The sequence below is a fragment of the Bacillus sp. ChL18 genome (genome assembly GCF_026241425.1).
Taxonomy (GTDB): Bacteria; Bacillota; Bacilli; order Bacillales; family Bacillaceae; genus Bacillus; species Bacillus velezensis.
This window is the reverse complement of sequence record NZ_JAPHWE010000001.1, coordinates 258,758-280,206: the sequence shown is the minus strand read 5'-3', so window position 1 is coordinate 280,206 and position 21,449 is coordinate 258,758. Positions and strand designations below refer to the sequence as shown.

The following is a 21,449-nucleotide window of genomic DNA, read 5'->3' as shown; positions in this document are numbered from 1 at the left end:
AAAAATCCCGCCGGATGACGGGAAATGAGATACTATTTCACAACACTTAAAAGCTCTTTTTGGGCTTTCCAGCCGGATTCTGAACCCGACGTTTCCAGTTCTTTCAGCGCTTGAAGCACGGCCTCTTTCTGCTTTTTGTCAGCGGCGTCTGCGCCGTCTGCCGCTTTTGCCGCTTCAGCCACTTCCGTTTTTGAAAGATCTTTGCCGGTAATCGCTTTGGCGGAGAGCTCAGATGCCTGTTTAAAAGAGTTTTCCAGTCCTGAATCGACCGCAAAGCTGAGCTCTTTTCCGCCCCAAGCCTCAAAATCATGGTCTATCAGTGTCTGACCCAATTGCTGTGATAAGCTTTTTTCCGCTGCAAGCCCGGCGATCACGTATGTGTATCCGTCTTCTTTTGCCAAAGAAACGGCCGAGTATCCTTTTTCAGTCAGCTGGTCAACAAGCGTCTTCGCTCCTTTTTCTGATGAAAATTTTCCGGCCTGCACCGCATATGTTTTATAGTTTCCCTCTGAAGATTCCGCATCTCCTGTGCCGGCTGTTTCAGATTTGTCTTTAGAAACATCTCCCGCTTTCACCGTCTGCCCTTGTGAACCTTTGTCAGCTGATGCTGGAGCGGCGGCTTCTTTACTTCCCGACATATTTAAGGCGACAAGGCCGAGCCCGGTGCCTAAAACAGCCGCAACGGCAATTGTCGTGACCGCTTTTTTAACTGGAGAAGACGGCTGCTTTTTTTTCGGAAAATGAGGGCCTGTTTTTTTCTTCTGGTATGGCGGCACGACTTTCGGGTCATCTTCAAATACCTCAGAATTCTTCTCATGATCCCAATTGAAATCTTCTTCTTTCGGATCTTCATGGGAGGCGGCGGTCTCCTGCTCCGCCTTTTTTGTTTCTTCCCAATTTGAAAATGTGACGGTCTTCTCCCCGCCTTCTTTCACATCTTCTTGTCCATACATCGTTTCTTCTTGTCCGTTAATGGTTACTTTAAGGGCATTGTTTTTGGCTTTGCTGTGCTTTTTGCTCTTCCTTTTTTTCAACGTCTCTTCCCCCTTGCATTCGTCTTGGCCGTACCTTGAACTGATCATGGTTCACACTTTAGCATAGGCGTAAAAAAAAAGAACAAGACTTTTGTCGTCTTGTCCAAAAAACGTTCGCCAAATTTTTCAAGCCCCGCCTGAAGCGAGCTTGATGTAAAACGAAAACAGCTCTTCACCGTATAAATAACTCAAAGCGCTCCCGGCTGAGATGGCCGGCGCAAACGGAAATGGCTGCTTTTTACCAAGCCTGCCCCGGGCTGCGGCGCACATACCGTATACGGCTCCGATCATAACGGAAAGAAAGAATGCAATGAGCACGAGCTTCACGCCGAGCGTCAGACCGATCACCCCAAACAGTTTCACATCACCTGCGCCGATGCCTCCTTTACTGACAAACATGATAAAAACAAGCAGAAAAAATCCGCAAACGGCTCCGACAAACCCTGCGTACCATGAATCCAGCGGAGAAAACATACGCCCGGCGATGAAAAGCGGAAGAAAAAACAGCAGAACTTTGTCAGGAATCAGCATATATTGCAGATCCGTCATAGTAACAATCATGAGCAGAGACAGAAATAACAGCGCGACTAACAGTTCTTTTGAGAAACCGAAATGAATGCCTGCAGCCGTGAATAAACACGCCGTCCAGCATTCCGCCGCCGGATACATAACCGACAGCTTTGCACGGCAGTTTCTGCATCTGCCTCTTTGCAGAATATAAGAAACGACGGGCACAAGCTCCCCCCAGGAGAGCGGCAAGCGGCAAAACGAACAGGCTGAACGCGGCGAAACAACCGAGATTCGAAGCGGGATACGGCACGCTGCTGTATAAAAAAAAGAACCGAAAATCAAACCGAGAAAAAACAGAATCAAAAGCACTCAGACCACACCTTTACTATCAATCTGGCTCAGATTATAGCAAAGAAAAACAACCTGACTGAAATGGCTGAAAATATATTTTCAGCATAAAAACACCCGGCAAAACCTGAAAAGGGTCTGCCGGGCATCCGAGGGGCTGTCAGATAAGCCGCTTTCTCATTTCTGAAATAAAATATAAGGAACCGGTAATGATGATGACATCATCCGCCCCGTCTTTTTGATCTATCCATTCTTTCACACTGTCCGGGTTCTCATCGAAGCTCTTATCCGCTAGACTGCTTGCGTTATAAAGGGCTTCGGCGCTTGAAGCACGCGGAAAGTCAAATGATACAAAGTGAATAGAGTCCGCTTCGTTTTCAAGCTTTTTAATCATTTCCTGATACGGTTTGTCTTTTAATGCGCTGAATACGACATGGACGTTTTTATCGGCAAAGCGCTGCCTGATCGTTTCTGTCAGTGTGTCAACGCCTTCTTCGTTATGTGCGCCGTCCGCAAACACTAAAGGGCGGCTTTGAAGACGTTCAAACCGGCCCGGCCACGATGCTTTTTTCAGGCCGTTTCGCATTGCTTCTTCAGAAATGGCTGCGGCTCCCAGACGATTCATCCATTCAGCGGCCAATATCGCCAATGCCGCATTCTGCCTTTGGTGAATGCCGATCAGCGACGTTTGAATGTTTTCATAGCATTTCGTTTCCGTTTCCAGCGAAAAGCTTTCACCGGACGGAAGCGCCGCTTCATTAAACAGTCTGCACGTTTTATATAGTGACTGATACGGAGCCTGCTTTTTTTCGGCTTCCGCTTCAATAACGCCGAGTGCTTCCGGCTGATTGACGCCCGTAATGACCGGAATGGAATTTTTAATGATACCGGCTTTCTGCCCGGCGATCTCCTCGATGGTATTTCCTAAAATCGCCATATGGTCATGTCCGATACTTGTAATGACCGACAGGAGCGGATTCACAATATTGGTTGAATCGAATGTGCCGCCCAGTCCCGCTTCAAAAATGACAAAATCGATATCAGCCCGCTTCGCAAAATATAAAAATGCACACGCTGTAATGATTTCAAATTCTGTCACCGTTCCGGCATCGGTCTTATCAAGCTCATCGACTATCGGTTTTATGTCATTAACGAGCGTTCTCCATTCCTCATCAGAAATCGGCGTGCCGTTGACGCTGATACGCTCATTAAACGTAATAATGTAAGGCGATGTGAACGTGCCGACCGTATAACCGGCTTCTTGAAGCACGGAACGGATAAAAGCGACGGTAGATCCTTTGCCGTTTGTGCCCGCCACATGAATAGCGCGAATGTTCTTTTCCGGGTGTTCCAGTTTTTCCATCAGCTTTTCCATACGGAGAAGGCCCGGCTTAACGCCGAACTTGAGTCTGCCGTGAATCCAGCTGATCGCTTCTTTGTACGTATTAAACAATGAAATCCCCTCTTTTATACGACAAGGCGGTTTCTTAGGAAACCGCCCCGCTGTTTTATCAGCCTTTCAGCTCTGCAATCCGCTGCCGGACAGCTTCGCGTTTTGCCGTGTAGTCTTTCTCTTTTCCGCGTTCTTCTTCAATGACATGCTCAGGAGCTTTTTTAATGAATCCTTCGTTGCCGAGTTTTTTCTGAACGCGTTCGACCTCTTTTGTCAGCTTGTCGAATTCTTTTTGCAGACGGGCGATCTCCTCATCAATGTTAATCAGCCCTTCAAGCGGCAGAATGACTTCCGCTCCGGTGACGACCGCTGTCATCGCTTTGTCTGCCGCAGCGATATCCGTCCCGATTTTCAGCGTGCTCGGATTCGTAAAGCGTTCAACGTAAGAACGGTTCTTTTCAAGGCGGCCGGCAATGTCTTCGGTAGCTGTTTTAATGTAAAGCTCAACCTGCTTGCTCATCGGCGTGTTGACTTCGCTCCGGATATTGCGGACAGAACGGATTAATTCAACGAGCAGTTTCATATCCGCCGCTGCCTCTTTATCCGTATGCTCCGGCACCGGAACCGGCCAAGAGCTGATCGTGATTGACTCGCCTTCATGAGGAAGATGCTGCCAGATTTCTTCCGTTAAGAATGGCATAAACGGGTGAAGAAGACGCATCGTCTGGTCAAGCACGTATGCCAGAACAGAACGGGTTGTTTTCTTCGCCGCTTCATCTTCCCCGTACAGCGGAAGCTTCGCCATTTCGATATACCAGTCGCACACATCGTCCCAGATAAAGTTGTACAGGTGGCGTCCGACTTCACCGAATTCATAACGATCCGCAAGCTGTGTTACGTCTTCTATCGTTTCATTCAGTCTTGTGAGGATCCACTTATCAGCAACTGATTTTTCACCGGACAGATCAAGCTCGTCATACGTCATGCCGTCCATGTTCATTAATGCAAAACGGGAGGCGTTCCAAATTTTATTTGCGAAATTCCATGTGGATTCCACTTTTTCATAGCTGAAACGGAGATCCTGTCCCGGTGAACTTCCGGTTGCCAGGAAGTAGCGCAGGGAATCCGCTCCGTACTTGTCGATGACATCCATCGGGTCCACGCCGTTCCCAAGGGATTTACTCATTTTTCTGCCCTGCTCGTCACGGATTAAGCCGTGAATCAGCACGTCTTTGAACGGACGCTCGCCGGTAAACTCAAGACCTTGGAAAATCATCCGGGATACCCAGAAGAAAATAATGTCATATCCCGTTACAAGAACATCGGTTGAGTAATACCGCTTAAAGTCTTCAGCGTTTTCATCAGGCCAGCCCATTGTAGAAAACGGCCAAAGCGCGGAGCTGAACCATGTATCAAGCACGTCTGAATCCTGTTCCCAATTTTCGCTGTCTTCAGGCGCCTCAAGGCCGACGTACACTTCTTTTGTTTCTTTGTGATACCAAGCCGGGATGCGGTGGCCCCACCACAGCTGACGGGAAATACACCAATCACGGATATTTTCCATCCAGTGCAGGTACGTTTTCTCGAACCGGTCAGGAACGAAGTGAACTTTCTCTTCTTTTGACTGAAGGTCAACCGCAGCATCGGCCAGCGGCTGCATTTTGACAAACCATTGTGTGGACAGGTACGGCTCAACAACGGCGCCGCTTCTCTCACTGTGGCCGACAGAATGCATATGGTCTTCGATTTTAAAGAGAACGCCGGATTCCTGAAGATCTTTGACGAGTTTTTTGCGGCATTCAAACCGGTCCATGCCGTTATATTGCAGCGCTTTTTCATTCATTGTTCCGTCTTCATTCATGACGAGAATCCGCTCTAAATTGTGGCGGTTTCCGAGTTCAAAGTCATTCGGATCATGGGCAGGCGTGATTTTAACGGCGCCTGATCCGAATTCCATATCAACATAATCATCGCCGACGATCGGAATTTCGCGGTTTGTAATCGGCAGAATCACCGTTTTGCCGATTAAGTGCTTGTAGCGCTCATCTTCAGGATGAACCGCGACAGCCGTGTCGCCAAGCATCGTTTCCGGACGGGTGGTCGCGATTTCAATTGAGCCTGAACCGTCTGCTAACGGGTAGCGCAAATGATAAAACGCGCCCTGTACGTCTTTATAAATCACTTCAATATCGGATAAAGCCGTTTTTGTGGCAGGGTCCCAGTTGATGATATATTCGCCTCTGTAAATCAAGCCTTTCTCGTACAACTTGACGAATACTTCCCGCACGGCTTTGTTCAGCCCTTCATCAAGAGTGAAACGTTCACGTGAATAATCGAGTCCGAGTCCCATCTTGGCCCATTGGCTGCGGATGAAATCAGCATACTCTTCTTTCCACTTCCATGTTTCTTCTAAAAACTTTTCACGGCCGAGGTCATAACGGCTTGTGCCCTGTTCACGGAGTTTCGCTTCGACTTTTGCCTGAGTGGCGATGCCGGCGTGATCCATGCCCGGAAGCCAGAGCACGTCATAGCCCTGCATGCGTTTCATACGCGTAACGATATCTTGCAGCGTCGTATCCCACGCATGTCCGAGGTGCAGCCTGCCCGTCACATTCGGCGGCGGAATGACGACAGAATACGGCTGTTTCGTTTGATCGCCGCCCGCTTCAAAATATTTTCCTTTCAGCCAAAAATCATAGCGGCCTTTTTCAATCGCAGACGGATCATATTTTGTCGGCATTGTTTGTTCATTTGTATCCATGATAACCCTCCAGCATGTTTAGAAATGGCTGAGCAACTAAAAAAGAGCCTTCATCCTGATAAAGGACGAAAAGCTCTTTCGCGGTACCACCTTTTTTCATGAACAGATTTGTTCATGCACTTAAACGGATAACGGGTGCGGCCCGAATTTCTCTACTGTATGTTCAAGAAATTATGCTCCCGGGCGACCTTCCAATGAGACGGCATAAGAAGCCTTTCAGCACAGTAGCTTCTCTCTCTTCATGCGTCTTTCTTGTACTCTTCCCGTTCAAAGCAGGTGTATTTATATCAGCTCATGATCTTATTTATTATGTTCTTTATTATAGTAAAAGTGTTTTTGATTCGTCAATCATCTTTTCCAAAAACCGCTGCCATCATACATAAATGGGCATGCACCCCGCCCTTTCCCTTACATACGATACATAGAAAGGCGAATGTGAGGAGGAATTGCCCGTGAGAAAAAAATTCAATTCTTATTCGCTCCCCCAGTGGGCCAGACAGGTCCGCCTTGTATCCGCGCAAGTCATAATCCCGATTACGATCTTTCAGGGGATCAGGACGATTTTCTTTCCGACGACTTTTGATGTCCTGCTGCTTGCCATCCTGCTGTTTTTAGCGTGCGCCCTGCATTTGGAATGGATATAAAAAAACGAGTCCCGTTATGAAGAGGACTCGTTTTCCGCTTTTATTTTTTTCTCCCGTTCAATCTGATGAACCTTCATGAGAAAAGGCTCAACATTTTTCATCTGCCAAAACGCTCTTAATAATTGCGTGCACTCTTCTTTTTCAGAGCCCCTTTGGCCGGTCTGATACCGTTTCAGCACTTTGTACATGGCGGACGGATAAGCCATATAGCTGAGAAACAGGCTGATTTCCGCTTCACGGAGCGGGAATGATTTGTGATACGTATAAAACCAGTCCAGACATTCCGGGCATGCTTTCGGATAGCTTCTGAACATTCTGGAGTAAAAGCCGAGCAGGTCGTTTTGCGGAGGGCCCAGCGCAGCTTTCTCGAAATTCGTGAAAAAGCCCGATCCCGCATCATTATACAGAAAGTGGCGGCTCGATAGGCTGCCGTGGTTGATCACCGCTCTCGTCTTGTCATGACCCTTTGCCGCGTCAAACCATTCTTCCAGACGTTCCAGAGCAAAATTGACGGCGGAAACCGTTTCTGTAAGATACGTAACAGCCTGCAGTTCAAAAGGTGAAAGATACCACTCTTTTTCCGCCCGGTCGGCGAATTGTTCATAGACAAGCTTATCATTTTCCCAATCTCTTTTCGTTGCTTCATAAAAGCCGCTGATATCTTCAGTCCGGATTTGGATGTCCCGCACAGTCGCAGAATGAAGCTTCGCGACCTCTTTAAAAAGGTAAACATGTTTTTGATCCCGTTCCTCTTCCTGATCGTACTGAAGCCAAGGCATTAAATAATAAGAATTCTCCGTCTGTCTTCCCGCAAAAAAATCGCCGGCATACGTGCGGCAGATCGGCACAAATGATCGGTAGCCTTTCTCCTCAATCTCAATCATAATATCCGTAAATTCACTGCTGCGGGCCGGCTTGAGCTGTTTCAAAGCAAAAATGCCGTAGTTTGAGTAGACCTTCCAAACATGCGGGCTGACAGGCTCAATATACTCAGCCGCCAGCCCGTATTCCTGAAGCACTGATTGGACTGCTTCCATTCCATTCACCACATTTTTACGGCCTCTTTGTGCTTACGCATGGCTGTTATTATATTCAGGTATATACAGAAGCTGACCTTCTTCAAGCTCGTCATCAAACGATAAAGCATTCGTTCTGATGAGCTGCTGGGATGTTATGTCATATCGTTCACACACCCGGTCGATAGTATCTTGCTGCTGTACGATACAAATTTTCATTCTTGAAAACTTTTCTTCTTCCCTTGTAAATAATTTTGTCAAGTAATGAGAGTTGTCATTTTCCTTCTGCTCGGTTCCCGGTGCCGCTTCTTCATTCTTTCTTTCAGGCTTAAGCGGCTCAGGCTGTTCAGCTTGCGCCGGCTCCTCAGGCGGCAGTTTGGAAAACTGAAATGACAAATCGAGAGGCTTCCCGGTTTCCTCCTCCGGCAGCGCCATCTTCCTTACCTCAATTTCAAACCCTTCTTCATCCTGAGCCTCTTCTTCAAGCAGCTTAGGAGCGCTGTAAAACTCCTCTTCCTGCCGTTCCGGAACGAACTCGCGATAAACGGGCGCCTGCTCTTCTTGAAAAACCGCAGGCTCATCTTCGTCTTCTGCCGCCTCATGATCGCTCTGACGGAGAAGCGGCTCGGCCTCTGGCTGCTCTTCTTTTTGAAGGAAGGGCTGTTCTGCAATTTTTGGTTTTTCTGCATGCGGAGTCAGAGTGAACGCAGGGAAAACCGGTTCTATATCATCTTTTGGCTCTTCCTGCACTTCTGCTGAATCATCCTCAAATACAGGTTCATTCCTCACAGCCGACATGATTGCAGGCTCCTCAGCTTCTTCCCGCTCTTCTTCGTGTTGGAAGGAAACAGGAGGAGGAGGCTCAGTAAATGAAACAGGTTTCGGCACCTCTTCCTGCTCCCTCAGAATCGGGGCAGTCTCCTGCTCTTCTTCTTCCTGCTCCCTCAGAATCGGGGCAGTCTCCTGCTCTTCTTCTTCCTGCTCCCTCAGAATCGGGGCTGCTTCCTGCTCTTCTTCTTCCCGCTCCCTCAGAATCGGGGCTGCTTCCTGCTCTTCTTCTTCCCGTTCCCTCAGAATCGGGGCAGTTTCCTGCTCTTCTTCTTCCCGCTCCCTCAAAATCGGGGCAGTTTCCTGCTCTTCTTCCCGCTCCCTCAGAATCGGGGCTGCTTCCTGCTCTTCTTCCTCCAGCCTGATTAAAGGCGGGATTTCTTCCTCGTTCTTCTCGGTTTCTTGTGCTGCTTCTTCTGATACAGTCAAAGGTATTTCAGGCTCATGGCGTATCATTAATTCTGGTTCGTTTTGGTCCTCAGAATGATGTCCGGCAAGATTGATCATTTCTTCTCTGGCAAATTCAGGCGCCACGTACAAAGGGATCTCCGGCTCTTTTGGCTCGGATTCCTCAAGCAGCCCTTCAATTGCCAAATCAGCTTGAATGGTTAAGATCCTTGAATCCGTCAGCTGATAATCAAAGGCATCGATAAATACGAAAACATCATTGAGGTGGCTCACTTTATTTTTCGGAATCGTAATGTCCACCGGGAAACAATGAATGAGCTCGGCCGTGCCATCCTCCCTCGCCCTCACTGCCTCTACATGCCTCAGCTCCCTATCAAGCTCTTCAAAATGACTGCTGTGATCTATGTTGTACTCGCCAGTAAGTTCTAATGATCCTTTAATTGAGACATAATCATTTACTTCCTGCACTCTGATGTCAGGGTCTAATGAAATCGAAAGTAATTCAGAAACTTCCTGTCCTTTTTGGAAACAGATTGATTCTTCAACAGAAAATTGCAATCGGTGATTATGCGGCAAGTTCATATCCTCCTTTCATCTAATCCATACAATTAGATGTCACTAAAGGTGTATGCCGCAATCCGGGGAAATATGATAATGGAGGCATTGAAAAAAGCCGATACAAGTCTTGCTTGCATCGGCTTCTCGGTATCAGCGGCTGATCGCCCGGAACACTTTCTCAGCGGCTTGAATGGTTTTTTCAATATCCTCCATTGTATGCGCAGTGGAGAGAAACAATCCTTCAAATTGAGACGGCGGCAGAAATACGCCTGCGTCAGCCATCCCTTTATAATATTTGGCGAACAGCTTTAAATCAGAAGATTTGGCTGCTTCATAGTTAATGACAGGCTCATTTGTGAAAAAGAAGCCGATCATTGACCCCGCCCGGTTAAACGTGTGCGGAATGCCATGTGTTTCAGCTGCTTTTGAAATGCCTTCTTCAAGCATATCGCCTTTTTTCACAAATTCTTGGTAAGATTCAGGTGTGAGCTGCTGTAACGTCTCAAGTCCCGCTGTCATGGCAAGCGGATTTCCTGACAATGTTCCCGCCTGGTAGATCGGACCGCTCGGCGCGATTCGTTCCATAATATCAGCTTTTCCGCCATACGCACCGACAGGAAGACCGCCGCCGATGACTTTGCCGAGACACGTTAAGTCAGGCGTCACGCCGAAATACCCTTGCGCACAGTTATAATCCACGCGAAAACCGGTCATGACCTCGTCAAAAATGAGCAGCGCGCCATACTGTTCCGTAATGTCGCGAAGTCCTTGTAAAAAGCCTTCCTGCGGCGGAACAACGCCCATATTGCCTGCTACCGGTTCAACAATGACCCCGGCAATATCTTCACCGTACTCCCGGAATGCGAGTGCAACGCTTTCCAAGTCGTTGTATGGAACGGTAATCGTATTCATCGCTATTCCTTCCGGCACGCCCGGGCTGTCCGGCAGGCCGAGTGTCGCCACTCCGGATCCCGCTTTGATCAGCAGCGAATCACCATGGCCGTGGTAACAGCCTTCAAATTTCAAAATTTTGTTGCGGCCGGTATATCCTCTTGCCAGACGCAGGGCGCTCATTGTCGCCTCTGTGCCGGAGCTGACCATCCGCACGATTTCAACAGACGGCACACGGTCAATGACCAATTTGGCCAGTTCGTTTTCCACTTCAGTAGATGCCCCGAAACTTGTCCCGTTCTCGGCTACTTTTTTCAGGCTTTCAACGACCCGGTCGTTCGTGTGGCCCAAAATGAGCGGCCCCCAGCTCAGGACGTAGTCGATATATTCATTGCCGTCAATATCAAAAATTTTCGATCCTTTTCCGCGCTGCATAAAGATCGGATCCATATCAACTGATTTAAACGCGCGCACCGGGCTGTTCACTCCGCCCGGCATCAGTTTCTGCGCTTCTTTAAAAGCGGCTTTTGATTTTTCATAGCTTCTCATCTGCCTCAGCTCCCGTCAAATGAAATCGTTACTCAGCAAGCCATTTTGCTGCGTCTTTTGCATGATACGTCATAATCAGATCGGCTCCTGCACGTTTCATGCTCGTTAAAATTTCCAGCACCATTTCTTTTTCTTTAATCCAGCCGTTTTGGGCTGCCGCTTTCACCATGGAATACTCCCCGCTCACATTATATGCGACCAGCGGCAGGTGATGGCGGTTTTTCACATCACGCATAATATCTAAGTATGACATAGACGGTTTGACGATTAAAAAGTCAGCGCCTTCTGCCGCGTCTGATTCAGCCTCACGGAGCGCTTCCAAGCGGTTGGCCGGATCCATCTGATATGTTTTTCGGTCGCCGAACTGCGGCGTGCTGTCAGCCGCGTCGCGGAACGGACCGTAAAATTCACTTGAATATTTCACGGCATAAGACATGATCGGAATATTCGTGAATCCTTCTTTGTCGAGCGCTTCCCTTATCACTGTGACAAAACCGTCCATCATATTTGAAGGAGCGATGATGTCAGCGCCGGCTTTGGCCTGGCTGACGGCTGTCTGCGCCAGCAGCTCAAGCGACTCGTCATTTAAGATTTCTCCGTCTCTCACGACGCCGCAATGGCCGTGATCCGTGTATTCACAGAGGCATGTATCAGCGATTACGATCATTTCAGGATAATGCTTTTTAATTTCAGCAATCCCTTTCTGCACAATGCCGTGATCATGAAAAGCCTGGGTTCCGCAGGCGTCTTTTTCTTCCGGCACGCCGAAAACGATGACCGACTTAATGCCGAGCGATATCAGCTCAGCCATTTCATCCTTTAACAAATCGAGTGATACATGATAAACCCCCGGCATGGAAGGAACTTCTTTTTTTCCTTCGAGCCCTTCAACGACAAATAACGGGTAAATAAAATCTGAGGGGTGAAGACGTGTTTCTTTTACTAAATCTCTCATCGCAGCGTTCGCGCGCAAACGGCGGTGTCTGTTAAATGTTTGATTCATCATTATCAATCCTTTCCCGACATGCTGCACATGACGTCCAGCATGCCTTCAATCGTATAAGTGTCAGGCACATGGGATGAGATCCCGTATTCCAAGAGCGCTTTCTCTGTCAAAGGGCCGATGCTGATATAGCTCGCACCGCTGTTTTCCCACGCTTTTTCTCCGTCTCCGACAGCGTGCATAAACGTATGCACCGCCGATGAGCTGGTAAACGTAATAAAATCAAAATGAGATCGGGATGCAGCCCGTCTCAGCTCGTCCATGCCTTTTTCATCCTGAATGGTATTGTATAACACCCATTCCCTTATTTGATAGCCAAGCGGCTCAAGCTCCGCTTTTATGACATCGCGTGATAAATTGCCCCTTATCACTGAAATGGGTTCGGCAGCTGATGCGTGCCGTTTTAAAGTATCAGCCAGACATTCCGCCACATACTCGTCAGGCATCGCATCCGTCCGGGCTCCCCGCTCTTTCAGGGCGCGCGCAGTCTTTTCACCGACGGCTGCGATTTTTTTCCGTCCCGAAAGCGCAAGACCGTGCCGATCAAGATAGGAAAAAAAGAACCGGACACCGTTTACGCTTGTAAACACAAGCCAGCCCGGCTCAGAAAGGTCTTCCCGGAGACTGTCCGCACATTCATCCGGGAGCGCTTCCTGAAAAGCGATCAGCGAAGCGGAAACAGCCGTTCCGCCGAGCGCCTCCACTTTTTTTCGGAACGGTGCGGCCTGTCTTTTGTTCCGGGTGACAAGCACGGTCTTTCCTTGTAAAGGAAGGTCATTTGCCATCCTGATCGAGCTCCTGTTTTACACTGTCGATTAATGCTTTGGCTCCTTTTTCAGACATCATCGCCGCACAGCGTTTTCCAATTTCTTCCGGATCATGTCCCGCCGCTGTTTCTTTATAAATCGTCTTTCCGTCCGGAGACGCGACAAGACCGACCAATTCAACCTCATCCCGGTCATTAACGGACGCATACCCGGCTATCGGCACTTGGCAGCCGCCTTCCATCGCGTGTAAGAAAGCCCGTTCGGCTGCCACCGTGCGCTGCGTATACTCATCGGTAAATTGCGCAAACAGCTTCAAAAGCTCCTCATCCGACTCTCTGCATTCAATGGCAAGAGCGCCTTGGCCGACCGCAGGCAGACAGCGGTCCGGTTCGAGAAATTCAGATACGACATCATCTTTCCAGCCCATTCTCGAAAGCCCCGCAGCCGCTAAAATAATAGCATCGTAATCTTCCGTTTCAAGCTTTTGAAGTCTCGTATCGATATTGCCTCTGATCCACTTAATTGTAAGGTCAGGGCGTTCAGCAAGAATCTGGGCGCTTCTTCTTAAACTGCTGGTGCCGATGATGCCCCCTTCTTTTATGCCGTCCAGCTTTTGATGCCCCTTTGAAATCAGCGCATCACGCGGATCCTCACGTTTCGGTATGCAGCCTATGACAAGACCCTCAGGCAAAACGGCGGGCATGTCTTTCATGCTGTGAACCGCCATATCAATCTCCTGATGCAGCAGCGCCTGTTCAATCTCTTTGACAAACAAACCTTTGCCGCCCACTTTTGACAGCGTAACATCGAGGATGCGGTCGCCTTTTGTGACAATCTCCCGGATTTCAAAGTTATAGGAAGGGTTCAATTCCTTCAATTTGTTAATCACCCATTTTGTCTGGGTCATAGCCAGTTTGCTCCGTCTGGAACCTACCTTAATCGTTCTCATTTTCTTTCCTCCCGAATCTGTTTGGGCGCGTGCGTTAACTGAACCAATGGAATTGCGACAGGCTTCCGAGCAGGAAGTAATTAATCATCAGCACGAGAAAACATGCTGAATTCCATAACGCCGCCACTTTTCCCTGCAGTTCCTTAATCATTCTGATATATAAATAGTAGCTGTATAAAAGCAGCACAATAAACGAACCGAGCACTTTTGAATCAAACCAGTACAGCGTTTCCAGCGACACATACGCCCAGATCACGCCTAATATCAGGCTCAACAGCAGCATCGGAACCCCGATGACATTTAAAACGTAAGCCATATAATCAAGTTTTGACAAATCTTCAATTCTCAACAGCCATTTTCCCCACTTTTTCTTCTTTAATAAAGAATATTGAAACTGATAAAGAAGCGAAAAAACAAAAGAAAGGGAAAAAGCGCCGTAAGACAGAATCGCCATTGTAATATGAATGACTAAAAGCTCTGAGACCAGCTGGCCGGAAAAAGCGGCCGAATGCTGATCCGTCGGTGAAAACGTATGGATCGCAATCATCGAGAAACCGATGACATTCGTGAAAAACACGATAAAATCAACCCGCAGAATCTGCGTGACCACAAGTGAGAGCGTGACAAGCACCCACGCATAAAAGTAAAGGGCCTCTGTAATATTCAAGACCGGAAATCTGCCCGTCTGCCACATGAAATAAGAAAGATAGACGGTTTGCAGAGTCCAGACAATAGAAAGCAACCAGAAGGCCATTTTCCCAGCCTTCCGGTTGTGTTGAAGAAAATCTATAAAGTAAAAAAGGACGCTTACTGCATAAATAACAATTGTCGCTTCATTAAGTCTTGCCATTGCTGTATCAATCATACAGCCCTCACTCACTTACAAGCGGACGTAAGCCCGTTTTTGCTTCTGCCTTTTGAAACGAATGAACCGTCTGGCGGTTATCCAGGCTTTTGTCCAGCTGGCGGCCGGCCTCTTCCTCAATATCGAAAATCTGCATAAACAGCTTCAGCTTTTCATCTGAATCCGCTTCAGCCGCAAGCTCTTTCGCTTTCAGAATCGGGTCGCGCAGCATTTGGTTAATGATGCTTTTCGTATGTTTGCTGAGAAGTTTTTTCTCTCTTACCGTCAGATGAGGCAGCTTACGCTCAATGCTCTGCATCGTATCGGACTGGATGGACAGCGCCTTTTCACGCAGCGCCGAAATGACCGGCACAACGCCGAGCGTATTAAGCCACTGCTTAAACTCAACAATTGCCGCTTCAATAAACAGCTCGACTTTTTCAGCGGTTTCACGGCGTTCTTGTAAGTTGGCTTCAACGATTCCTTCAAGGTCATCAATATCATACAAAAAAACACCTTCAAGATCGTTCAGCGCCGGATCGAGATCTCTCGGCACAGCGATATCCACCATAAATAACGGACGGCCTTTCCGCTGTCTGCCCGCTCTCTCCATCATTTCTTTAGACACGACGAAATCACTTGCGCCTGTCGAACTGATTAAAATATCAGCTTCAGCAAGTGCATGTTCAAGCTGGTTTAAGCTGCGCGCTTCTCCGGAGAAACGGTCAGCAAGCGCTTTTGCCTTCAAAAACGTTCTGTTGATGACCGTTACTTTGCCGATGCCCTGACCGTGCAGGTTTTCTGCGGCGAGCTCGCCCATTTTTCCCGCACCGAGAATCAAAATGTGCTTATTTGACAATGAGCCGAAGATTTTTTTCGCGAGTTCAACGGCGGCGTAACTGACGGAAACGGCATTGGCGCCGATATCGGTTTCGGCATGCGTGCGTTTGCCGACGGTCACCGCCTGTTTAAACAGCTCATTGAAAATGGTGCCGATCGTCTTTTCTGCCTGCGCCGTTTTAAAGCTCGAGCGGACCTGGCCGAGTATTTGCGTTTCTCCGATGACCATGGAATCCAAGCCGCACGCCACACGGAATAAATGCTCGATCGCCGCGTCGCTCTCATAAAATTTCAGAAACGGAGACAGCTCTTCTTTCGGCAGCGAGAACCATTCGGATAAAAATGTCTTTATATAATAACGGCCGGTATGAAGCTGGTCGACCACCGCATATATTTCGGTGCGGTTGCAGGTTGACACGATAATGTTTTCAAGAACGCTTTTTTCTTCTTTTAAACGGAGCATCGCTTCTGCAAGCTCATCCGGCTGAAAACTTATTTTTTCGCGTATTTCAATAGGGGCGGATTTATAATCTACTCCCACAACAAGAATATGCATCGCTTTCATGCACCCCCGTACATCGCAATTTATTTATAATCATTCTAACATAGAATTTATTATTTAGAATGATTATAACATAGTTTCTTCGGAAAAAATGTGAACAGATTTCAAAAATGTTGTGCTATAGTATAAAAAGCTCGTTTCCACTGTAATCATCATACTAAAAATCCTTTACTGCGGGTAGGTGACAGGATGAAAAAAACATCAATTTTATTACCGGGACTTCTGCTTGCCGCTTCATTATTCGCATGGCTTCAGAGCGGACAGGTTCACCTGTTTGCGAATCAGGAGGAATGGCCGGTGCTCCTTATGCTCTTGGGCGCCATGCTCTCGTACCAGGGCAAAAAGGAAGCGGCCGGGCCTCACGTCCTGATCGGCATGCTTCTTTTCGGCATAGGTTTACACTTTTTCGCCAAACCTGAGCTCTCATGGTGGCCGGGAGATTTTGAAATGATTCTCTTCGTCTTCGGATTCTCCTTATTTGCGGCAGCCAGAAAAGAATATGTATACGAAGCGGCTGCCATGATTGGTTTTTCCCTCTTTTTATACTTCTTTAAACAAATTACGGCATGGCTGGAGTCCGTCCATATTCCGACGGAACACTTCAAAACATACTGGCCGTATGTTTTCATCGGAATCAGCCTTTTATTATTGTTTATCAAGCGGAACAAAACTATACGATAAAACCCAAAACGCACTGCGTTTTGGGTTTTTCATTACCGGCTGATCATTTTTTTAATGGCTCCCCATGCTTCATCTTTGCCTTTTTTCGTTTCAGAGGAAAATAAAATCAGCTCATCTTCAGGATCCATATCAAGCGTCTGTTTGACAACCTTTAAGTGCTTGTCCCATTTTCCTTTTGGAATCTTATCCGCTTTTGTCGCGATAACGATGACGGGAATGCCGTAATACTTCAGGAATTCATACATGTTCACGTCTTCAGCAGACGGCGCGTGCCTGAGGTCGACAATCTGCACGCAGGCTTTCAGCTCTTCACGGGTCGTCATATAGGTTTCAATCATTCTCCCCCATGCTTCCCGCTCGCTTTTGGAAACTTTCGCAAATCCGTACCCGGGAACGTCGACAAAATGCAATTCATCATTGATGATGTAAAAGTTTAGGGTCTGTGTTTTCCCCGGTTTTGATGACGTTCTGGCCAAGTTTTTCCGATTGATTAATGAATTGATAAAAGATGACTTTCCTACATTTGATCTTCCCGCCAGCGCGATTTCCGGAAGCCCCCCATTAGGGTACTGTTCGGGTTTGACCGCGCTGATCACGATTTCTGACTTTGTGACTTTCATTTCTTCTCTCCTACTAAGGCATGTTCCAAAACGTCATCCAGGTGAGAAACGAATATAAACTTCAGTCCTTCTCTGACGCTTTCTGGAATATCCTCTATATCTTTTTCGTTATCTTTAGGCGCAATAATAGTAGTCAGGCCCGCTCTGTGCGCGCCGAGCGCCTTTTCTTTCAGTCCGCCGATCGGAAGCACGCGGCCCCGCAGCGTGATTTCTCCCGTCATACCGACTTCGCGTTTTACCGCACGGTTCGTTAATGCTGAAACGAGCGCCGTGGCCATCGTAATTCCGGCAGAAGGGCCGTCTTTCGGCACCGCTCCTTCAGGGACATGGATATGAATGTCATACTTCTCATGGAATTTCGGGTCGATTCCGAACTGTTCCGCTTTCGAGCGGACATAACTGAAAGCGGCCTGCGCTGATTCCCGCATGACATCTCCAAGCTTCCCGGTCAAAATCAGCTTTCCTTTTCCCGGTGACAATGACACTTCGATTGACAGCGTATCTCCGCCGACCGTCGTATACGCAAGCCCCGTGACAACCCCGATTTGATCTTCGGTTTCCGCCTGTCCGTATCTGAATATCCGTTTTCCGAGATAGTCGGCCAGATTTTTCTCTGTAACGGTAATGCGTTTTCTCTCCTCAGACACAATGGCTTTCGCAGCCTTTCGGCAAATGGCGGCAATCTGGCGTTCAAGCGTTCTCACGCCGGCTTCCCTCGTATAGTAGCGGATGATGTCCGTAATCGCCTGATCCCGAATCTGCAGGTTGCTCTTTGTGAGCCCGTGCTCTTTGATTTGTTTCGGAAGCAGGTGGTCTTTCACGATCTCCAGCTTTTCGTTTTCAGTGTAGCCTGACAGGCTGATAATCTCCATTCTGTCTCTGAGAGGTCCCGGTATGGAAGCAAGGTTATTCGCAGTCGCGATAAACAGCACTTTCGATAAATCGAACGTCTCTTCAATATAGTGGTCGCTGAATGTGCTGTTTTGTTCCGGATCCAGCACCTCAAGCATCGCCGAAGACGGATCGCCTCTGAAATCAGACGACATTTTGTCGATCTCATCCAGGAGAAAGACCGGATTTTGTTTGCCGGCTTTTTTCATCCCCTGTATAATACGGCCCGGCATCGCTCCGACGTATGTGCGCCGGTGCCCGCGGATTTCAGACTCATCGCGCACTCCGCCCAGTGAAATTCTCACAAAACGGCGCCCCATGCTCGTACTGATTGATTTTGCAAGAGATGTTTTACCGACTCCCGGAGGTCCGGCCAGACAAAGAATCGGCCCTTTCAGCGTTTTCGTCAGCTGTTTCACGGCCAAATACTCCAAAATCCGCTCTTTCACTTTCTCTAAGCCGTGGTGCTCTTTATCTAAGATTTCCCCGGCTTTTTTAATATCAAGTTTATCTTCTGTTTCATCCGACCACGGAAGGGCGATGAGCCAGTCAATATAGTTGCGGATAACAGAGCTTTCCGCTGAGCTTGACGGCACTTTTTCGTAACGGCTTAATTCCTTAAGCGCCGTTTCTTTGACACGCTCAGGCATGCCTGCTTCTTCTATCTTTTCCGTGAGCGACTGAACTTCGCCGGTTTTTCCTTCTTTGTCGCCAAGCTCCTTCTGAATGGCTTTCATCTGTTCACGCAAGTAGTATTCCTTTTGAGTGCGTTCCATCGAACGTTTGACGCGTTGACCGATTTTTTTCTCAATCTCCAGCACTTCTTTTTCATTATGAATGGAACGGATGACCTTATTCAGACGTTCTTTAATATCCGCCGTTTCTAAAATGTCCTGCTTGTCCTTTAATTTCAGCGGGAGATGAGAAGCGACGATATCCGCCATTCTGCCGGGCTCTTCAATATCAGTCACAGCCGCATACGTTTCTGCGGAGATTTTTTTAGAAATTTTTATGTACTGGTCAAAATGGTCCAGCAGCGTCCGCATAAGCGCTTCGTCTTCCACGTCTTTTGAATCATCCTCATGCATCAGCTGTATATCGACCGAAGTATAATCTTCGAGTTCGGTGTATTCAAGGATCTGCGCCCGCTGAATTCCTTCTACAAGCACTCTGATCGTACCGTTGGGCAGCTTCAGCATCTGTTTAATTTTTGTATAAGTGCCGACGGCGAAAATATCCTCTTCACCCGGTTCGTCTATCGAAATATCCTGCTGAGTGGCTAAAAAAATCATATGATCATGCATCATTGCCTGTTCAAGAGCCTGAACCGACTTGTCACGGCCTACATCTAAATGTAAAACCATTGTCGGGTATACCAATAAGCCTCTTAAAGGGAGGAGCGGGATGCTGCGTTTTGTATCTTCTGCCATGTGACTGACACCTCCGTGACTTTAGTATGAACCATTATAATACAACTTTTTCATCGTTGTACAATTCCGGGATCGGGCAAAATCGGCTTATCCGCCTGCCCTGTATATAAAACAGTCTCTTCGTAGTATACCCTTTCTTTCTGTTCTGAAAAAGGAAAAGATGTCCTCCATAAAAAAACCCCATTATAAAAATGGGGTTTATACGGATTCTTTATTCATTTGGATATCAAACGGTTTTTGTTCTGAAGGAGGGTCAACCAATATGACGTCCAGCACTTCCTGGAACGTTTTTACCGCTTTAATGGTGATTCCGTCTATTCGTTTCAGAATGGACTGCTGATTTTCATATGGGATAATGACCGTTTTTGCTCCGGCCTGTTTTGCGGCTTTAATTTTCGGAATGACGCCGCCGATCGGTTTGACAAGCCCCGTCAGGCTGATTTCTCCCGTCATCGCCACTGTATGGTCGATCGGGATGCTGTGAATCGCAGAAAAAATCCCTGCGGCCATCGCGATACCTGCTGAAGGTCCGTCAATCGGGCCTCCGCCCGGAAAATTGACGTGAATGTCATAGTCTGAAGGTTTGATGCCCATTGTGCGCAGAACCGTCAGAACATTTTCTACAGATCCCTTCGCCATGCTTTTGCGGCGGATCGACTTCGATTGGCTGCCGATGCTTTCTTCCTCTGCAATTCCCGTGATATTCAGGCTTCCTTTGTCCTGCGCAGGTGTGACATTCACTTCGATTTCCAGCAATGCGCCGCTGTTCGGCCCGTAGACAGCAAGTCCGTTCACGATGCCGACTTGCGGTTCATCGGCGATTTTCTGCTCATTTTTAGGTGTAAGCTGACTGGAATGAACAACCCATTCTATATCTTCTGTCGTAATTTCTTGTCTGTCCTCAGTCACCGCCATGCCGGCGGCGATCTGGATCATATTGACGGCTTCACGTCCGTTTCTCGTATATGTGGTCAGCACACTGAGAGCTTCGTCAGAAATCTCTTTCTGAATTTTGTCGGCTGCTTTTTTCGCAACGATTTTAAGTTCATCCTTTTCCAGCTCGCGGAAAAATACTTCAAGACAGCGCGAACGGATGGCCGGCGGAATTTCATTCGGCATTCTCGTTGTCGCTCCGATCAAACGGAAATCTGCCGGAAGCCCATTTTGAAAAATATCATGAATGTGATTCGGTATTTGCGTATTTTCTTCACTGTAATACGCACTGTCTAAAAATACTTTTCGATCTTCAAGCACCTTCAGCATTTTATTCATCTGAATCGGATGAAGCTCGCCGATTTCATCAATAAACAATACCCCGCCGTGAGCATGGGTCACAGCCCCCTGTTTCGGCTGCGGAATGCCTGCTTGGCCCATCGCACCCGCTCCCTGATAAATCGGATCATGCACTGAACCGATAAGCGGATCGGCAATCCCCCGTTCATCAAACCGCGCGGTCGTCGCATCAAGTTCAACAAAAACAGCCTGCTTTTGAAACGGTGACTGTTTATGTTTTTTCGCTTCTTCCAATACCAGCCGCGCCGCAGCCGTTTTTCCGACTCCCGGAGGACCGTAAATAATGACGTGCTGCGGGTTCGGTCCGCAAAGCGCTGCTTTTAACGCTTTAATTCCGTCTTCCTGGCCGACAATGTCCTGAAAGCTTTTCGGCCGCACCTTTTCTGATAAAGGTTCTGATAAACTGATGGCGCGCATTTTGCGCAGCTGTTCCATTTCTTTTTTTGATTCTTTATCTATCGTCACTTTTTGTGTACGCTGGTTTTTGAGCAGATTCCAAAAGTATAATCCGATGACTATCCCGAAAAACAGCTGTACAAATAATGCGATCCCTGTCCAACTCATGCTGGTCCCTCCTGAAAAAACGATTTATGTATCCAATTCATTCCTCTGTCCGCTAGTATCTCCCA

Annotated in this window: 17 protein-coding genes and 1 other annotated feature; of the genes, 2 read left to right on the top strand and 15 right to left on the bottom strand. The window is 47.8% G+C overall.

All coding sequences use genetic code 11. The features are described 5' to 3' along the window. Nucleotides 1-32: 32 nt before the first annotated feature. From OQ477_RS01515 to OQ477_RS01500, 4 genes are all read right to left on the bottom strand, one after another. The gene (locus tag OQ477_RS01515) at nt 33-1,034 is read right to left on the bottom strand and encodes an SPOR domain-containing protein (protein WP_265971173.1); all 1,002 of its coding nucleotides are present in this window, start codon (nt 1,032-1,034) and stop codon (nt 33-35) included. 126 nt (nt 1,035-1,160) lie between these two features. Continuing rightward, complete coding sequence (locus OQ477_RS01510; RefSeq protein ID WP_265971172.1) at nt 1,161-1,913, bottom strand: prepilin peptidase; 753 nt, start codon at nt 1,911-1,913, stop codon at nt 1,161-1,163. Between the two features lie 139 nt (nt 1,914-2,052). Continuing rightward, the gene (locus tag OQ477_RS01505; protein WP_072589421.1) at nt 2,053-3,345 is read right to left on the bottom strand and encodes a bifunctional folylpolyglutamate synthase/dihydrofolate synthase; all 1,293 of its coding nucleotides are present in this window, start codon (nt 3,343-3,345) and stop codon (nt 2,053-2,055) included. A gap of 58 nt (nt 3,346-3,403) precedes the next feature. Continuing rightward, a complete protein-coding gene (locus OQ477_RS01500) occupies nt 3,404-6,046 on the bottom strand; it encodes a valine--tRNA ligase (RefSeq protein ID WP_265971168.1) in 2,643 nt (880 codons plus the stop codon). A 58-nt stretch (nt 6,047-6,104) separates the two neighbouring features. Then, nucleotides 6,105-6,326, bottom strand: a binding site (T-box leader). 172 nt (nt 6,327-6,498) lie between these two features. On the opposite strand from OQ477_RS01500, the gene OQ477_RS01495 reads away from it, so the two are divergent. Next, entirely contained in the window at nt 6,499-6,690 is a 192-nt protein-coding gene (locus OQ477_RS01495) for a hypothetical protein (RefSeq protein ID WP_007612879.1), read from the top strand. Nucleotides 6,691-6,704: 14 nt separating this feature from the next. Here the strand turns inward: OQ477_RS01495 and ysxE are convergent, their stop codons facing one another. The 8 genes from ysxE to hemA all read right to left on the bottom strand — a co-directional run bounded on the left by ysxE (nt 6,705) and on the right by hemA (nt 15,899). Then, nucleotides 6,705-7,727 (bottom strand): spore coat protein YsxE, encoded by a 1,023-nt coding sequence (ysxE, locus tag OQ477_RS01490; RefSeq protein ID WP_265972399.1) that lies wholly within the window; start codon nt 7,725-7,727, stop codon nt 6,705-6,707. Between the two features lie 33 nt (nt 7,728-7,760). Next, nucleotides 7,761-9,518 carry a LysM peptidoglycan-binding domain-containing protein gene (locus OQ477_RS01485; RefSeq protein WP_265971166.1) on the bottom strand — a complete coding sequence of 586 codons (1,758 nt, stop codon included), beginning with the start codon at nt 9,516-9,518 and terminating at the stop codon, nt 7,761-7,763. A gap of 132 nt (nt 9,519-9,650) precedes the next feature. Further along, the gene (gene hemL / locus OQ477_RS01480) at nt 9,651-10,940 is read right to left on the bottom strand and encodes a glutamate-1-semialdehyde 2,1-aminomutase (protein ID WP_265971165.1); all 1,290 of its coding nucleotides are present in this window, start codon (nt 10,938-10,940) and stop codon (nt 9,651-9,653) included. Between the two features lie 28 nt (nt 10,941-10,968). Beyond that, nucleotides 10,969-11,943 (bottom strand): porphobilinogen synthase, encoded by a 975-nt coding sequence (hemB, locus tag OQ477_RS01475; protein ID WP_029326045.1) that lies wholly within the window; start codon nt 11,941-11,943, stop codon nt 10,969-10,971. A gap of 5 nt (nt 11,944-11,948) precedes the next feature. Then, nucleotides 11,949-12,728 (bottom strand): uroporphyrinogen-III synthase, encoded by a 780-nt coding sequence (locus tag OQ477_RS01470; protein ID WP_265971164.1) that lies wholly within the window; start codon nt 12,726-12,728, stop codon nt 11,949-11,951. Then, entirely contained in the window at nt 12,718-13,659 is a 942-nt protein-coding gene (hemC, locus tag OQ477_RS01465) for a hydroxymethylbilane synthase (RefSeq protein ID WP_012118114.1), read from the bottom strand. Before hemC ends, OQ477_RS01470 begins: the two co-directional genes overlap by 11 nt. 34 nt (nt 13,660-13,693) lie before the next feature. Then, nucleotides 13,694-14,524, bottom strand: a complete 831-nt coding sequence (locus tag OQ477_RS01460; protein WP_007408154.1) for a cytochrome c biogenesis protein — start codon at nt 14,522-14,524, stop codon at nt 13,694-13,696. Between the two features lie 7 nt (nt 14,525-14,531). Next, nucleotides 14,532-15,899 carry a glutamyl-tRNA reductase gene (hemA, locus tag OQ477_RS01455; RefSeq protein ID WP_003152628.1) on the bottom strand — a complete coding sequence of 456 codons (1,368 nt, stop codon included), beginning with the start codon at nt 15,897-15,899 and terminating at the stop codon, nt 14,532-14,534. A gap of 195 nt (nt 15,900-16,094) precedes the next feature. Here hemA and OQ477_RS01450 point away from each other — a divergent pair, with 195 nt between their 5' ends. Further along, on the top strand, nt 16,095-16,586 hold the full coding sequence (locus tag OQ477_RS01450; RefSeq protein WP_265971160.1) for a hypothetical protein: 492 nt from the start codon (nt 16,095-16,097) through the stop codon (nt 16,584-16,586). A gap of 32 nt (nt 16,587-16,618) precedes the next feature. On the opposite strand, the gene yihA is transcribed toward OQ477_RS01450, so the two are convergent. The 3 genes from yihA to lonB form a co-directional block, all read right to left on the bottom strand. Continuing rightward, nucleotides 16,619-17,206: a ribosome biogenesis GTP-binding protein YihA/YsxC gene (gene yihA, locus OQ477_RS01445; RefSeq protein ID WP_007612895.1), complete on the bottom strand. Its 588-nt coding sequence runs from the start codon at nt 17,204-17,206 to the stop codon at nt 16,619-16,621. Next, nucleotides 17,203-19,527 carry an endopeptidase La gene (gene lon, locus OQ477_RS01440; protein ID WP_101670111.1) on the bottom strand — a complete coding sequence of 775 codons (2,325 nt, stop codon included), beginning with the start codon at nt 19,525-19,527 and terminating at the stop codon, nt 17,203-17,205. The genes yihA and lon overlap by 4 nt, the downstream gene beginning before the upstream one ends. Before the next feature lie 198 nt (nt 19,528-19,725). Beyond that, complete coding sequence (gene lonB / locus OQ477_RS01435) at nt 19,726-21,384, bottom strand: ATP-dependent protease LonB (protein ID WP_265971159.1); 1,659 nt, start codon at nt 21,382-21,384, stop codon at nt 19,726-19,728. Between the last annotated feature and the right edge of the window lie 65 nt (nt 21,385-21,449).

Excerpts from the sequence above, each read along its gene's own strand:
- hemL (WP_265971165.1), bottom strand. The coding sequence starts at position 10,940 with ATGAGAAGCTATGAAAAATCAAAAGCCGCTTTTAAAGAAGCGCAGAAA.
- OQ477_RS01460 (WP_007408154.1), bottom strand. The coding sequence starts at position 14,524 with ATGATTGATACAGCAATGGCAAGACTTAATGAAGCGACAATTGTTATT.
- OQ477_RS01450 (WP_265971160.1), top strand. The coding sequence starts at position 16,095 with ATGAAAAAAACATCAATTTTATTACCGGGACTTCTGCTTGCCGCTTCA.
- hemB (WP_029326045.1), bottom strand. The coding sequence starts at position 11,943 with ATGAATCAAACATTTAACAGACACCGCCGTTTGCGCGCGAACGCTGCG.
- yihA (WP_007612895.1), bottom strand. The coding sequence starts at position 17,206 with ATGAAAGTCACAAAGTCAGAAATCGTGATCAGCGCGGTCAAACCCGAA.
- lonB (WP_265971159.1), bottom strand. The coding sequence starts at position 21,384 with ATGAGTTGGACAGGGATCGCATTATTTGTACAGCTGTTTTTCGGGATA.
- OQ477_RS01470 (WP_265971164.1), bottom strand. The coding sequence starts at position 12,728 with ATGGCAAATGACCTTCCTTTACAAGGAAAGACCGTGCTTGTCACCCGG.
- hemA (WP_003152628.1), bottom strand. The coding sequence starts at position 15,899 with ATGCATATTCTTGTTGTGGGAGTAGATTATAAATCCGCCCCTATTGAA.
- ysxE (WP_265972399.1), bottom strand. The coding sequence starts at position 7,727 with ATGGAAGCAGTCCAATCAGTGCTTCAGGAATACGGGCTGGCGGCTGAG.
- OQ477_RS01500 (WP_265971168.1), bottom strand. The coding sequence starts at position 6,046 with ATGGATACAAATGAACAAACAATGCCGACAAAATATGATCCGTCTGCG.
- lon (WP_101670111.1), bottom strand. The coding sequence starts at position 19,527 with ATGGCAGAAGATACAAAACGCAGCATCCCGCTCCTCCCTTTAAGAGGC.
- hemC (WP_012118114.1), bottom strand. The coding sequence starts at position 13,659 with ATGAGAACGATTAAGGTAGGTTCCAGACGGAGCAAACTGGCTATGACC.